The organism is Trichormus variabilis 0441, from assembly GCF_009856605.1.
Classification (GTDB): domain Bacteria; phylum Cyanobacteriota; class Cyanobacteriia; order Cyanobacteriales; family Nostocaceae; genus Trichormus; species Trichormus variabilis.
Window position 1 is genome coordinate 4,189,510 of the sequence record NZ_CP047242.1, and the last position, 15,148, is coordinate 4,204,657.

The following is a 15,148-nucleotide window of genomic DNA, read 5'->3' on the forward strand; positions in this document are numbered from 1 at the left end:
TTGGGCATCCTCAATAGCAGGTATAAATGAAAGGCTTGGTGATGAAAGCGACCTCTATTGGCTTGGGAATAGTGCTGTTAATGACAATGCTACCGTGCTGTGATCCTGTCAGTGGGCAGGTAATTCCCGATGGTAGTGTGAATACCAGAGTCTCTCAAAGCGGCGATCTCTTCACCATCACTGACGGTAATCGAGTAGGAGATAACTTATTTCATAGTTTCAGTCAATTCTCAGTTCCCAGCAACGGCACTGCTTTCTTCAATAACGCCTCAGATGTTCAAAATATTTTTAGTCGTGTCACAGGAGCCAGTGTTTCCCTAATTGACGGTTTAATACAAGCTAATGGTAACGCTAATCTATTTTTGCTCAATCCCAAGGGAATCATTTTCGGAGCAAATGCTCAGTTAAATATTGGCGGATCATTCATCAGTACAACTGCCAACAGTATCGAATTTGCCGATGGCATTGAGTTTAGTAGCATCAATTCTCAACCTGCTCCATTGTTGAGTATCAATGTTCCCGTTGGTCTACAACTAGGAAACAATCCTGCACCAATTAACCTTCAAGGTACAGGACACACTTTAACCAATACCAGTGGACTGACTCTAGCTCCCCTAATTCGGACTCCTCATCCCACAAAACTACAAGTACCATCGGGAAAAACCATAGCCCTAGTCGGCGGTGACATCAACCTCAATGGGGCAACCTTAATCGCGGAAACGGGAGGAATAGAATTAGGTAGTGTGATTAGTCCGGGATTAGTCAACCTCATACCTAGCGCCCAGGGCTACACCTTGGGATATAGTAATATACAACACTTTGGCAATATTCAACTAGCCGAGCGATCGCTATTAGATATAAGCGGTGTAAATGCTGGTTCCGTGCAGATTCGAGGTGGGCAACTGCGATTCACCGACGGTTCTCTAATCCTGTCACAAAATTTCGGCGCTCGCCCTGGTGGTGAAATTCGCCTCCAGACTACAGAATCCATTGAATTAATAGGCAGAACATCTGATGTTGGAATCCGGGGTGGGATACGTAGTGAAGCCTTAGGTATAGGAAACAGTAGCAATATCAATATTATTACCCCTATTCTCACCGTCAGTCAGGGAGCAGGTGTGACTAACTCAACTCTAGGATCTGCTTCTAGTGGCAATATCAACATTGAAGCAACTGCAACTTACCTCTCCGGCTTTTCACCCACAAATCCTGTTGAAGTTACCACAATTAATACTTCCACACTAGGCAGTGGAAACGCGGGTGATCTTTTCTTCAATGGCAGTAGTCTATTAATATCAGATGGTGCTTCACTGTCTTCGACCACCTTTGGCAACGGTTCAAGTGGTAAAGTCACAATTCGCAACACTAATACCACCGTCATCGGAGAAAGTCCCTCTGAACTGTACAGCAACATTAGCTCAACGACATTTGCAACTGGAAATGCTCAAACCCTGACCCTAGATACTAAGAACTTACAAATCTTGGATGGGGGAGCAGTGGCCACCACAGCATTTTTTGTAGGTAGTGGCGGAGACTTAAGCATCAACGCCAGCGAATCCATCACCATTAGTGGTCAAGGTCGAACCATTAGCAGTAGCATTAACGCCTCCACTTTGCGACCCGATCCTTTTTTACGACAAAGATTTGGTCTGCCGGACATACTAACAGCAAATCCCGGCTCTGTCAGCATCACCACACCTAAGCTAACATTAACCAACGGTGGAACCGTCGGTGTCACAAATCAAGGTAGCGGCAACGGTGGTAATATGAGCATCGCTACTAATACCATCCAATTAAAAAATCAAGGTTTTATTCAAGCACAGACAAAATTTGGCAACGGTGGGAATATTCAATTATCTGCAACAGACCTATTGCTATTGCGGCAAAATAGCCTAATTACCTCCACATCTGGTGGCTCAGGAAATGGAGGTAACATCAACATCAATGCACCCATCATCACGGGACTAGAAAACAGCGACATTATTGCTAATGCCATTAGAGGTCAGGGAGGCAATATTCAAATTACCACTCAAGGTATGTTTGGACTAAAATTTCGTGACCAAATCACCCCGGAAAGTGACATTACAGCCAGTTCCCAATTTGGATTAAGTGGCACAGTCCAAGTTAACACTGTGGGAGTTGACCCAAACTCAGGTTTAGTCGAATTACCAGCCAATGTTACCGATCCATCCCAGAAAATAGCTACAGGTTGCTCTAATAATCAAGGTAGTAGTTTTATCGCCATAGGAAGGGGTGGAGTACCGCAAAACCCGACACAAGAAATCAGGAGCGATCGCTCCTGGTCAGACACCCGCGACATCTCTGCATACCGGGAAACACAGACAGTCCAAGCTCAAATCCCGCAACCTCCAGAAACGCTTGTCCAAGCAACGTCCTGGCAACGTAACCCTCAAGGTAAAATTGAATTAGTGGTGGCTAAATCACCTCCGCAGATGCCACCAGCCCTAACCTGTGCTGCTGTAGTTGAAAATTAATTAATGTTACAAAACTTACCAAAATGGGAACAATAAATTGCAGGAGAAGAAACAATAACTGGATTCATGAAATTAACTTTTGTCGGGTTTGGTGTGCTGAGTGTAATCTGGTTATCTGCTGTTTACAACTATAGTGTTCACGCACAAGTAACTCCCGATAATACTCTCAATACTTCTGTTACTTCGACTACTTCCATGAGTGGAAGCAATAGTTACACTATCAACAATGGCACTCGTGTTGGGAATAATTTATTTCATAGTTTCAGCCAATTCTCTATACTCAGTGGCGGTTCTGCTTCATTTGACAATGCCACTGATATCCAAAATATTTTTAGTCGGGTGACTGGTGGTAATATTTCCAACATTGATGGTGACATCAGTGCCAAAGGTAGCGCCAACTTATTCTTACTCAACCCCGCAGGGGTTATTTTTGGGCAAAATGCCAGCTTAAATATTGGTGGTTCCTTTATAACCACAACTGCTAATAGTATAAAGTTTGCCGATGGGACAGAATTTAGTGCTTTGCAAGGTGCGGATCAACCTTTGCTGACAATGAGCGCACCAGTGGGCTTGCAAATGGGCAGTAATTCTGCTTCTATCAAAACTCAAGGAAGAGGATATGCAAATAGCGGTTCTTTTATCGTTCCCACACCCAACTCGACAGAACTACAGGTGAACCCAGGGAAAACCTTAGCATTGGTGGGTGGTAATTTACAAATAGACGGGTTTATATTGAATGCTCCAGAAGGGCGGGTAGAACTGGGTAGTACAAACGGAACTGGGCAAGTTAGTTTAATCCCAAATGCACAAGGTTATACTCTGGGTCATGAGGATGAACAAATTTTTGGTGATATTCAATTAGCCAAAAAGTCACTTATAAACGTAAGTGGTGTAAATTCAGGTTCGGTTCGTCTACAAGCAAGAAATATCCTTTTAACAGACGGTTCATTGATACTTGCACAAAATTATGGCTATCTTCCTGGTGGAGAAATTAGCCTTCAAGCATCAACAGCAATTGATTTAATTGGCAGAAGTAGTGATGGAAATGTGTTGAGTGGAGTTCGTAGCGAAACTTATGGAATTGGAGCAGGTGGAAATATTGGTATTTTTACTCGAAAACTTACTCTCCAAGAAGGAAGTGGTTTAAATAATATAACTTTGGGAACTGCTCCTAGTGGCAATATTGAAATTAATGCGAAAACAATTGAAATATCAGGTTTTTCGCAAGTAAACCCGAATGGAGTTACTAGCATTGGTACTTTGAGTTTTGCTTCTGGTAGTGCTGGTGATGTATTCGCTAATAGTGATAATTTACTAATATCCGGTGGAGCTTCCCTTTCTTCGGTTACGTTTGGTAGTGGAAGTAGTGGTAAAGTTTCAATTCGCAATCAAAACACCACAGTTATTGGAAACAGCCCTTCAGGATTTGATAGTGCGATTACTTTAGCTACATTCGCGTTCGGAGATAACAAAGATTTGATACTGGATACTGGCAAATTACAAATTTTAGATGGGGGAAGAATTGGTTCATCTACACTGTTTGCTGGTAACGGGGGAAATGTAAGTATCAATGCAAGTGAAGCAATCACAATTAGTGGACGTAACGATAATAACAACAGTGCAATTAATTCTTCCGCAACGCGTCTTAATGCACAGTTGCGTCAATCATTTGGCTTTCCAGATATGCTGACGGCAAACGCTGGTAGTCTTAGTATTACGACACCAAATCTGATACTGACGGATGGTGCTACTGTGACTGTAACGAGTGAAGGTACTGGTAATGCCGGCAACCTTAACGTTATTGCAGATATTATCCAATTAAAAAATCAGGCGTTGATTCAAGCACAGACCGAATCTGGTAATGGTGGAGATATAGACTTAAAGGTGGGAAGTTTGCTGTTAATGCGCGATCGCAGTAAGATTACAACCACAGCAGGCAGTACGGGTAATGGCGGCAATATCAACATTAATTCACCCACCATTGTTGGCTTAGAAAATAGCGACATCACAGCTAATGCTGTTCGCGGTAAAGGTGGCAATATTAACATCACTACTCAGGGAATTATCGGTTTAGAGTACCGTTCGCAACTAACACCAGAAAATGATATTACGGCCAGTTCAGAGTTTGGGGTGAATGGTACAGTGCAAGTCGATAACGTCGGTGTAGATCCGAATTCGGGTTTAGTGGCATTACCAACCAATTTTACCGATTCATCCCAAAAAATTGCTAGTGGATGTGCAGATAACAGTGGTAGTAGTTTCGTCGCTACAGGACGGGGTGGTGTACCGCAGAATCCCAATCAGGAATTAAGGAGCGATCGCACCTGGTCAGATATCCGTGATATGTCTGAATACCGCAATACTGGCGCAGTGACAGCACAAATTCCCAAATTTCTGGTTCTTGTCCAAGCCACTGGTTGGCGACATAATGCTCAAGGAAAAATCGAGTTAGTTGCGGATAAATCTTCTGCTCAGGTGAAACCAGCATTAACCTGTGCGCCAGTGGCTCAAAGCTAATTGCAGTGTCTAGTCAAAACAACATTGTGGGAAACCTAAGCATAAAGTTGAAATGGAGAAGGAGTGATGAAAGTAACTTCTGTGTGCTTGGGTCTAACTTGTGTGTTCTTAGCTGCTGGAATGTCTTTACCAGCCACTGCTCAAGTGACTTCTGATGATACCACAAACACTACTGTCAACCCAAGCGGTAATAATTTTCAGATTATTAACGGTACTGCCAGAGGAAATAATTTATTTCACAGCTTTAGTAATTTCTCTGTACCCAAAGACTCTTCAGCAACATTTGACTTAACTAATACACCAAATATTACAAATATATTTAGCCGAGTTACTGGTGGTAATGTTTCTAATATTGATGGAATGATTGAAACTGTTAAGAGTAATAATCCAGTAAGTTTGTTTTTAATGAATCCGGCAGGGATTGTGTTTGCTCCAAATGCCTCCTTGAATATTGGCGGGTCGTTTGTAGGAACAACGGCAAATAGTATTAAGTTTGCTGATGGGACAGAGTTTAGTGCCAATAATTCCAGTGTGACACCATTACTGACGATGAGTGTTCCAATTGGCTTGCAAATGGGAAGTAATCCAAACCCCATCACAGTTCAAGGTACAGGTTATGCCCTAACATCTGTCAGTACCGTTGCCCCCATCACTCAAAGTCCCAGTACCTCAGAACTAAGGGTAAAGCCAGTAAAGACCTTGGCACTGGTAGGGGGCGACTTAAATCTTACTGGGGCAACCTTGAACGCGCCCGAAGGACGTGTCGAATTGGGAAGTTTAAGCGGAGTGGGAATGGTCAGTTTGAACCCCATTTCTCAGGGTTATCAGTTAAGTTACGAGGGCGGGCAAAGCTTTGCAGATATCCAACTTACGCAAAAATCCTTGCTGACTGTAGGAGCATTATTAAGTGCAGGGGCATTAAATGCTGGTTCGGTACAATTACAGGGAAGGCACATTCAAATCAGTGATGGTTCAATTATATTTTCCAAAAATCTGGGAAATGTCGCTGGAGGTGAAATTATTTTACAAGCCTCGGACAGTATCGATATTATAGGTACAACAGCCAACGCCCAAATTCGCAGTGGCATCCGCTCTGAAGGTTTGAATACTGGCACAGGTTCACCCATCCATATCATCACTCCCCACTTAACCCTCTCACAAGGAGCAGGAGTTAACAACAATGCTTTTGGATTTGCTGCCAGTGGTGGGATTCAGATTGATGCACAGACAGTTGAGTTATCTGGTTTTTCTCCCATCAATCCTACAGGAGTAACGTCCCTGACCATCTCTTCCCGAACTCCCAAGTCAGCAGGCAATCTCTCCATTAACACTAATAGTCTACTGGTTTCTCAGGGAGCAGCCATCTCCTCAGTAGCATTTGGGACTGGTTCTACAGGGCAAGTCACCATTCGCAGTCAGAATACTACTGTCACGGGAGACAATCCGGCAGGACTCTATAGCAATATTAGTGCAATCACATATGGCACAGGCGATGCCCAAACCTTGACGTTAGATACGAAACGATTACAACTACTCGATGGGGGAGTAGTCGCAACCACATCCTTTTTGATTGGTAAAGCTGGAAATTTAAACATTAACGCGACTGAATCGATTCTGATTGACGGGCGCAGCCAGGCTAACAATAGCAGTATTAACTCAGCCGTCCTGATCCCGCCAGCATTAATCAAACAGTTATTCAGGTTGCCTAATATTTTGTCGGCGAATGGTGGAACTGTGAATGTAACCACCCCTACCTTGACGTTAAGCAATGGCGGCGCAGTTAGTGTGACTAATCAGGGTGCAGGCGATGGGGGCCATATAAACATTACTGCCAATACGGTATTTTTAGATCGTCAAGGTAGCGTTCAAGCTCAAACGTTGTCGGGCGAGGGCGGTAATATTACCTCACAAGTCAGTGAGCTGCTGTTACTACGTCACAATAGCCTGATTAGTGCGACATCCGGGAATACAGGTAATGGTGGCAATATTAGCATTAATGCTCCTGTTATCGCTGGGCTAGAAAACAGTGACATTATTGCTAATGCAGTGAAAGGAAGAGGTGGCAATATTGATATCAGGACTCAAGGTATTATTGGTCTAGCATTCCGTAATACTCTCACCCCAAGAGTTGAGCAGACCAACGACATCACAGCCAGTTCCGAATTTAACATTAATGGCACAGTAAAAATTAATAACGTTGGTGTTGATCCCAATTCGGGTTTAGTTGCACTACCCGCAAATATTATCGATCCATCCCAGCAAATAGCTAGTGGTTGTTCTGCCGATACTGGCAGTAGTTTCGTCGCCACAGGGCGGGGTGGAATACCGCAAAATCCTAGTCAAGAAATGAGGAGCGATCGCACTTGGTCTGATACCCGTGATATATCTGCATTCCAAAACAGACAGCAGACACAAGCACAAGCACCCACACAGCCACGAATCCCCGTCCAAGCAAATTCCTGGCATCGTAACAACCAAGGCAAAATTGAATTAATTGCGGATCAATCCCTAACACAGGGACAAACAGCATTAACCTGCATGGCTATACCCCAGAATTAATTGCGCCAACACAACCGTTACAAAAGACACCACCAAGGGAACAATAAATACGGAATATAACATAAATAATATCGTTCCATGAAATTAACCTTGGTTGGGTTTGGCTTTCTGGGTATATTCTGCCTATCTGCTGTTGATAATAATTGCGTTTACGCACAAGTAATTCCCGATCACACCCTCAAAACTTCTGTAAGTGGCAGTAATCCTTACATCATCACTGATGGTACTCGTATCGGCAATAATTTATTTCATAGCTTCAGCCAATTCTCTATTCTTAAAGGTGATTCTGCATCATTTGACAATGCTATAGATATTCAAAATATTTTTAGTCGTGTGACTGGCGGTAATATTTCCAACATTGATGGTTCCATCAGTGCTAATGGTAACGCCAACTTATTCTTAATCAACCCGGCTGGGATTATATTTGGGCAAAATGCCAGTTTAAATATTGGTGGATCATTTGTCGGGACAACAGCTGAGACTATCACATTTGCTGATGGGAAGAGATTTAGTAGCACAGACACTGATACATCACCCTTGTTAACCATGAATGTACCCACTGGGCTGCAATTTGGTAGTAATTCAGGAGGGATAACAGTTCAGGGTACAGGACATAATGCCCAATTAAGTGACTCACTACAAGTTTCTGGACTAAATCTCAGTACCAGAGGATTACAACTACAACCAGGAAAAACACTAGGGTTATTAGGCAGCAATATTGCCTTGGATGGTGGACTGCTCTCTGCACCAGGAGGACTAATAGAATTGGGTGGTATCACCAGTGGCAACGTCATTCTCAATTCTACTCCGCAAGGATTTGCCTTCCAGTATTCCCAAGTTCCGAGTTTTGGCAATCTTCAAATCACTCAACGAGCTTTAGCATCAACACGGGATTTCAATGGGGAAAGTGGAGGAGCCATCCATATCCAGGGAAAACAAGTCAGTATCCGCGATGGTTCGTTGATATTAGTACAAAATCGCAGCCAAAAGACAGCTGGTGATATTGCTGTTGATGCTTCAGAGTCTTTAGAACTTATTGGCAAGTCTCCTGATTTTCAAAGTTCCAGCAGTTTAGTGAATGAAAGCACTTCCTCTGGTAAGGCTGGGAATATTATCATTAACACTCCACGATTGAACATTGATCAGGGTGGGTATATTTATAACCGGACGTTCAGCACAGCACCAGGTGGCAATATTATCGTCAATACCGATGAAACGCGGGTTAATGGTTTTGCTTATGGTGATCCTTCCGCTTTTCGAGCAGTTAGTCAAATATTAGCTGCTTCCTATGCAGGCGGGAAAGGCGGTAATATTTCTGTCTCTACTCAAAAGCTATCTGTTTTAGCTGGGGGAAATATAGCAGCCAGACCCTATGCTGGAGGTAATGGGGGTGATGTAACAGTAAAAGCAGATACGATAGAAGTAGATAATACAGGCTCTCCGACTGGTTTTTATTTTAGCTTAATTTCGACTGCCACCTTTGGGTCAGGTAACGCGGGAAATTTGGCACTCGATACTCGTAAATTATCCGTGCAAGCTGGCGGCAGAGTGTCTGCTTCTAGCATAATTTTAGGTAATGCTGGTGTACTCACTATTAATGCTTCGGAATCGATTGATGTAAGTGGGGTTAAGGATGCAGACAATCCCAGCTATATCGGCACTGCTGTGCGTCCTTTTGGTGCATTTGCCCGAACTTCTCGTGCTAATTCAGGTAACACCACCATAAACACTCCAGTTTTGAATGTTACTGATAGGGCGACAGTTTTTGTGGAAAATTCTGGTTTGGGTACGGCTGGTACGCTGCAAATTAATGCCAACACCCTTAAACTTGACAATCATGCAAGTATTCTAGCATCTACAAAAGCTGGAGAGGGAGGCAACATCAATCTTCAACTACGGGATGTATTATTGATGCGTCATGGTAGCTTTATCAATGCCGAAGCAGGTAGTAATGGCAATGGTGGCAATATAAGTATTAACTCTCCTAATGTTGTTGGTCTAGAAAATAGTGACATCATTGCCAATGCCGTACAAGGAAAGGGTGGCAATATTCAAATCACAACTCAGGGAATTATTGGTTTGGAGTACCGTAATCTTCTCAATCCTAGAGAAATTTTGAGTAATGACATTACCGCTAGTTCCCAATTCAGTATTAGTGGTACAGTCCAAATTAATAATGTTGGTGTTGATCCCAATTCTGGTTTAATAGATTTACCGACCAATCTCTCAGACCCATCACAACAAGTTGCCACGGGTTGTTCTAATACTAATAGTAGTAGTTTTGTGGCTACGGGACGGGGTGGAATACCACAAAATCCTACACAACAAATGAGGAGCGATCGCACTTGGTCTGATATCCGTGATATCTCTGCATTCCACACCAAAGAACTAGCACAAGCCCAAATACCACAATCCCCAGAAAAACTTGTCCAAGCTACTTCCTGGCATCGTAACGCCCAAGGCAAAATCGAGCTGGTTGCCGCTAAATCCTCTTCGCAGATGTCACCAACCTTAACCTGTGCTGCTGCACCTCAAAATTAATGACTGTTACGAAATTTACTGAATTGGGAAATATAGATACGTAATAAAAACAAGAAATGGATTAATGAAATTAACTTTTGTTGGACTTGGTGTGCTGAGTGTAATCTGCTTATCTGCTGTTGACAACAATAGTGTTCACGCCCAAGTAATTCAAGATAATACCTTCAATACTTCTGTTACTCCCACTACTTCCATGAACGGAAGTAATGCTTACACCATCAACAACGGCACTCGTGTCGATAATAATTTATTTCATAGCTTTAGCCAATTCTCTATTCCCACGGGCGATTCTGCATTTTTCGGCAATGATCTTAGTATAGAAAATATTTTTAGCCGGGTGACTGGTGGTAATATTTCCAAGATTGATGGTTCTATCAATGCCAATGGTAAAGCCAATTTATTCTTACTCAACCCTGCGGGCATTATTTTTGGAAAAAATGCCAGCTTAAATATTGGTGGTTCATTTGTCGCAACTACAGCTAATAGTATTAAGTTTGAGGATGGGACAGAATTTAGTGCTGTAAATCCTGCCGCTAAAGCGTTATTAACAATGAGTGTACCTGTGGGTTTGCAAATGGGAAGTAACCCTGGTCAAATTACCGTCCAGAACACAGGGCATCAGTTGGCATTTCCGATTCACCCTTTGGTTTCTTCTCCAAATCGCAGCAACAATCCTGTGGGATTAAATGTTAATAATGGTAATTTGGCATTAATCGGGGGAAAAATCACCTTAGATGGAGGAGTTTTAAATGCACCATCAGGACATATTGAACTTGGTAGTGCTAGTAACGGAATAGTTAATTTAAACACTGCCTCTCAGAGTTGGAATTTTGACTATAGCAATATTCAGCAATTTGGCGATATTCAGTTGTCCCGTCAATCACTAGCAGATGCTAGCGGTACTCCTGCGGGTTCTATTCAATTCGTAGGTCAAAATATTAGTTTAAATGATGCTTCTGCTGCCCTATTGGTTAATGAAGGAAATGGCAATTCAGGGAATATTAACATTGATGCGAGTGGATCTTTAACACTACGAGGAACTGGCACTATAGGATTTCCTCAAAGTTTATTGCGTGCTGATAATTTCAGCGATGGTAGTGGAGGTAATATCATTGCTTCGGCTTCCCAAGTATTCCTTCAAGATGGCGGATCTCTTCATGGCATTAACTTTGCTGAAGGTACAGGAAGTAATATTTTTGTAGAAACTCAGGATTTAATTCAAATAACGGGAATATCACCAGTTAGCGGATTTGCCAGTTCATTGAATACTATCACCAGAGGTTCTGGAAAAAGTGGCGATATTCAAGTAGCTACCAACAAATTGCAAGTTTTAGATGGTGCTGTTATTGGTAATTCGCCTTGGTCAAATGGTGCAGGAGGTAACATCACCATTAACGCCTCTGATTTTATCGAAGTGGCCGGAGAAAACACAAAAAACTTGGCTGACAGTGTCATCGTAGTAGGAACATTCGACGAAGGAAATTCAGGTTTATTAACTATTAATACTGCCCAATTGAGAGTACGAGATGGTGGAGGTATAGTTGTCTCTACCGTCAATCAAGGAAATGCTGGTGATTTAGTGATTAATGCTTCAGACACAGTTGAGGTTAGTGGAGTGGGTAGTATTTCTGGTCTTCCTAGCCGCATTGGCGTGAGGGCAGAATTACTTGCACCACCAATTCGACAATTATTTGGATTACCGGATGTGATTACAGGTAATATAGGTAAGCTTACCCTCAACGCCCAACGTTTACAAGTCACAAATCAGGCAATTGTAGGGGTTGATCATCAAGGCATCGGAGATGCTGGACAACTGGAAGTTAATGCAGATTCCATCCGACTAGATAATGGTGGTAGCATTACAGCCGCTACAGTTCAAGGTGAAGGCGGTAATATTTTGATTAATTCCAATGACCTGCTATTGCGTCATGGTAGTTCAATTATGACTAATGCAGACGGTATTGGTAACGGGGGGAATATGACCATTAACTCTGCTGTGATTCTTGCTTTGGAAAACAGTGATATTGTCGCCAATGCCGTTCAAGGTAACGGAGGTAACATTAACATTACTTCTCAAAGTATTTTTGGGTTGAAATACCGTAACGAACTCACTACAGAAAGTGACATCACTGCTAGTTCGCAATTTGGTTTAAACGGAACAGTCAATATTTATCACTTTGGTGTTGATCCCAAAACTGCTTTAGTAGAATTGCCAAAAAATACTATAGATCCGTCAAAACAAATTGCTAGTGGTTGTAATGCTAATACTGGTAGTAGTTTTGTCGCCACAGGACGGGGTGGAATACCACAAAATCCCACACAGGAAATTAAGAGCGATCGCACTTGGTCTGATATTCGTGACATATCTGCATTCCACACCAAACAACAAGCACAAGCACCAAAAAATCCCGTAACACTTGTCCAAGCTACCTCTTGGCGACGTAACGCCAACGGCAAAATTGAGCTTTTTGCCGCTAAATCTCCTACAGGTGTGCAAATGTCATTAACCTGTGCATCTCTTGCCAAAAGTCAACCTTAGGTCATTTTCATGACTTTAACTGGATAAAGATAGTACTAATTTGAAAAAAGAATGTGGCAATCCTTAATTTTAAAATTTCAATAGCTGGCTGGGAATTACCCAGCTCCATTTCTTAGAGTTTAAACTTCTCAGTGATTCGCTGCATTGCCTCCTCCACATTCTCCCTACTGTTAAATGCGGAAATGCGGAAGTAGCCTTCACCTGCTGCACCAAAACCAGAACCGGGAGTTCCGACTACGTTGACGGTTTGCAATAGTTTATCGAAGAAATCCCAACTGGAAAGACCATTAGGGGTTTTTACCCAAACGTAAGGTGCATTCACACCACCATATACTGATAAGCCGGCGGCTGTCAGTTTTTCGCGGATAATTTTGGCATTATCTAAGTAGAAGCTAACCAGTGCTTTCACTTGCGCTTGTCCGGCTTCTGAGTAGACAGCTTCGGCCCCCCGTTGCACAATGTAAGATACACCATTGAACTTGGTGGACTGGCGACGGTTCCACAGTTTCCACAGTTCTACGTCGGAACCATCGGCGGCTTTAGCTTTCAAGGTTTTGGGTACGACGGTTAAGGCGCAACGAGTACCTGTAAAGCCTGCATTTTTGGAAAAAGAACGAAATTCGATCGCTACTTCTCTAGCTCCTTCAATTTCGTAGATAGAATGGGGTAGGGATGGGTCTGTAATATAGGATTCGTAGGCAGCATCAAAGAAAATAATCGAGTTATGTGCTTTGGCATAGTCTACCCACGCCTGGAGATGTTCTTTGGTGGCGGTTGCACCTGTGGGGTTATTGGGGAAGCAGAGATAAATTAAGTCTACTTTCTGGGAAGGAATTTCTGCGGTGAAGTTATTTTCTGCGGTGACAGGCAAATAAACCAAACCCTCAAATTCGCCTTTATCGTTAGCAACACCAGTATGTCCCGCCATGACATTGGTGTCTACATATACGGGATAAACTGGGTCGGTAACAGCAATGATGTTATTATCACCAAAAATATCGAGAATGTTGCCTGTATCGCACTTAGAGCCGTCGGAAATGAAGATTTCGGAAGCGTCTACATCTGCACCCCGCGCTTGAAAATCTTGGGTGGCAATTTTCTCCCGTAACCAAGCATAACCTTGTTCTGGGCCGTAACCTTTAAAAGAGGAGCGATCGCCCATTTCTTCCACTGCTTGAATCATGGCAGTTCGGCAAGCTTCTGGCAATGGTTCGGTGACATCACCAATACCTAAGCGGATGATCTTAGCATCAGGGTTGGCTTCGGCAAAGGCATTTACCCGTCGCGCAATTTCGGGAAATAAGTAGCCTGCTTTCAGTTTGAGGTAGTTGTCGTTAATAGTTGCCATAGTAGAGATAAAAAAAATTGCCTAGCTAAAATAGCTTATACCAAATTAATATGAAGCTGCATAGAATGATATGTCGAGGATAATTGAACGCAGATGCACGCAGATATTGACGAAGTCTTCCCGCAGGGTAAGCGGATAAATCAATGGATTTTATATTATGTGCAACCTCATATAAAGTTGGCATGACATTTCCAGGGTAGAATTAGTTAATGTAATATCTTATCTTTTTAAGACTGTTTTTTATAACTAAATATATACAAAAATCGACTTATAACTATTGCCAATCCGGGTTAAAATAATTCATCACCTGATATCAGATATAAAAGATTTAATATTATTTATTTGAGTTATTAATGTGACATGAATAGTTCTGAATAGAGAATTTAGTCAAGGTAATTGTGGGGTGAAATTTGAAAAATATTAAAATTTCTATTATTATCCCAACATTGAATGAAGCGGGTAATATTCAACAAACTATTGCCACTACTCAACCTAGTGTAAATATAGAAGTCATTGTTGTCGATGGTGGCTCACAAGATGGTACAGTGGCGATCGCTCAATCTTTAGGTGTAAAAGTTATCTCCTCATCTCCCGGCCGGGCGGTGCAAATGAACACGGGTGCGGCGCTGGCTACTGGTGAAATTTTGTTGTTTCTCCATGCAGATACGCTTTTACCTGTTGGTTTTGATGAAATGATTCGCACAGCATTACAACAGCCTGGGGTGGTGGCTGGCGCGTTTGCTTTGCGGATAGATGCAGACTTGGCGGGTTTGCGCTGGGTAGAAAAAGGGGTATACTGGCGATCGTGTTTTTTGCAAATGCCCTATGGCGACCAAGCAATTTTTATCACAAAGTCTATATTTGAGGAAGTTGGTGGTTTTCCTGAGTTACCTATAATGGAAGACTTTGAACTGATACGACGTTTAAAAGGTGTTGGTAAAATTACGCTTATACCTGTATCTGTGGCAACTTCTGCTCGGAGATGGTTACAGAGGGGGGTTTTTAAAACTACGCTAATTAATCAAGTCGTGATTATTGCTTATTTACTTGGTGTTGCACCAGCGCAATTACGTAACTGGTATCGTCAGGGGAAATTTTTTAGGTTTTAGGCTATCTAGATTGGGGTAGTTTGGTAGTAATTTGGTAGGG

Annotated in this window: 7 protein-coding genes; 6 read left to right on the top strand and 1 reads right to left on the bottom strand. The window is 42.5% G+C overall.

Features of this window, described 5'->3' with window-relative positions; all coding sequences use genetic code 11:
* Positions 1-41 precede the first annotated feature (41 nt).
* The 5 genes from GSQ19_RS17085 to GSQ19_RS17105 all read left to right on the top strand — a co-directional run bounded on the left by GSQ19_RS17085 (position 42) and on the right by GSQ19_RS17105 (position 12,651).
* Positions 42-2,495 (top strand): beta strand repeat-containing protein, encoded by a 2,454-nt coding sequence (locus tag GSQ19_RS17085; RefSeq protein WP_041456756.1) that lies wholly within the window; start codon positions 42-44, stop codon positions 2,493-2,495.
* Between the two features lie 66 nt (positions 2,496-2,561).
* Positions 2,562-5,012 carry a two-partner secretion domain-containing protein gene (locus tag GSQ19_RS17090; RefSeq protein WP_011319134.1) on the top strand — a complete coding sequence of 817 codons (2,451 nt, stop codon included), beginning with the start codon at positions 2,562-2,564 and terminating at the stop codon, positions 5,010-5,012.
* Between the two features lie 66 nt (positions 5,013-5,078).
* Positions 5,079-7,571, top strand: a complete 2,493-nt coding sequence (locus GSQ19_RS17095) for a two-partner secretion domain-containing protein (protein ID WP_011319135.1) — start codon at positions 5,079-5,081, stop codon at positions 7,569-7,571.
* Positions 7,572-7,649: 78 nt separating this feature from the next.
* Positions 7,650-10,112, top strand: coding sequence for a beta strand repeat-containing protein (locus tag GSQ19_RS17100; RefSeq protein WP_011319136.1), 2,463 nt, complete (start codon positions 7,650-7,652; stop codon positions 10,110-10,112).
* Positions 10,113-10,176: 64 nt separating this feature from the next.
* A complete protein-coding gene (locus GSQ19_RS17105; protein ID WP_011319137.1) occupies positions 10,177-12,651 on the top strand; it encodes a two-partner secretion domain-containing protein in 2,475 nt (824 codons plus the stop codon).
* Between the two features lie 112 nt (positions 12,652-12,763).
* Here GSQ19_RS17105 and GSQ19_RS17110 read toward each other — a convergent pair whose 3' ends face one another.
* Positions 12,764-13,999 carry an LL-diaminopimelate aminotransferase gene (locus tag GSQ19_RS17110; protein WP_011319138.1) on the bottom strand — a complete coding sequence of 412 codons (1,236 nt, stop codon included), beginning with the start codon at positions 13,997-13,999 and terminating at the stop codon, positions 12,764-12,766.
* 410 nt (positions 14,000-14,409) lie between these two features.
* On the opposite strand from GSQ19_RS17110, the gene GSQ19_RS17115 reads away from it, so the two are divergent.
* Positions 14,410-15,108, top strand: coding sequence for a TIGR04283 family arsenosugar biosynthesis glycosyltransferase (locus GSQ19_RS17115; protein WP_011319139.1), 699 nt, complete (start codon positions 14,410-14,412; stop codon positions 15,106-15,108).
* Positions 15,109-15,148 lie beyond the last annotated feature (40 nt).

Bases quoted from the DNA above. Each gene is read 5' to 3' on its own strand.
- GSQ19_RS17100 (WP_011319136.1), top strand. From the start codon at position 7,650: ATGAAATTAACCTTGGTTGGGTTTGGCTTTCTGGGTATATTCTGCCTA.
- GSQ19_RS17110 (WP_011319138.1), bottom strand. From the start codon at position 13,999: ATGGCAACTATTAACGACAACTACCTCAAACTGAAAGCAGGCTACTTA.
- GSQ19_RS17105 (WP_011319137.1), top strand. From the start codon at position 10,177: ATGAAATTAACTTTTGTTGGACTTGGTGTGCTGAGTGTAATCTGCTTA.
- GSQ19_RS17090 (WP_011319134.1), top strand. From the start codon at position 2,562: ATGAAATTAACTTTTGTCGGGTTTGGTGTGCTGAGTGTAATCTGGTTA.
- GSQ19_RS17095 (WP_011319135.1), top strand. From the start codon at position 5,079: ATGAAAGTAACTTCTGTGTGCTTGGGTCTAACTTGTGTGTTCTTAGCT.
- GSQ19_RS17085 (WP_041456756.1), top strand. From the start codon at position 42: ATGAAAGCGACCTCTATTGGCTTGGGAATAGTGCTGTTAATGACAATG.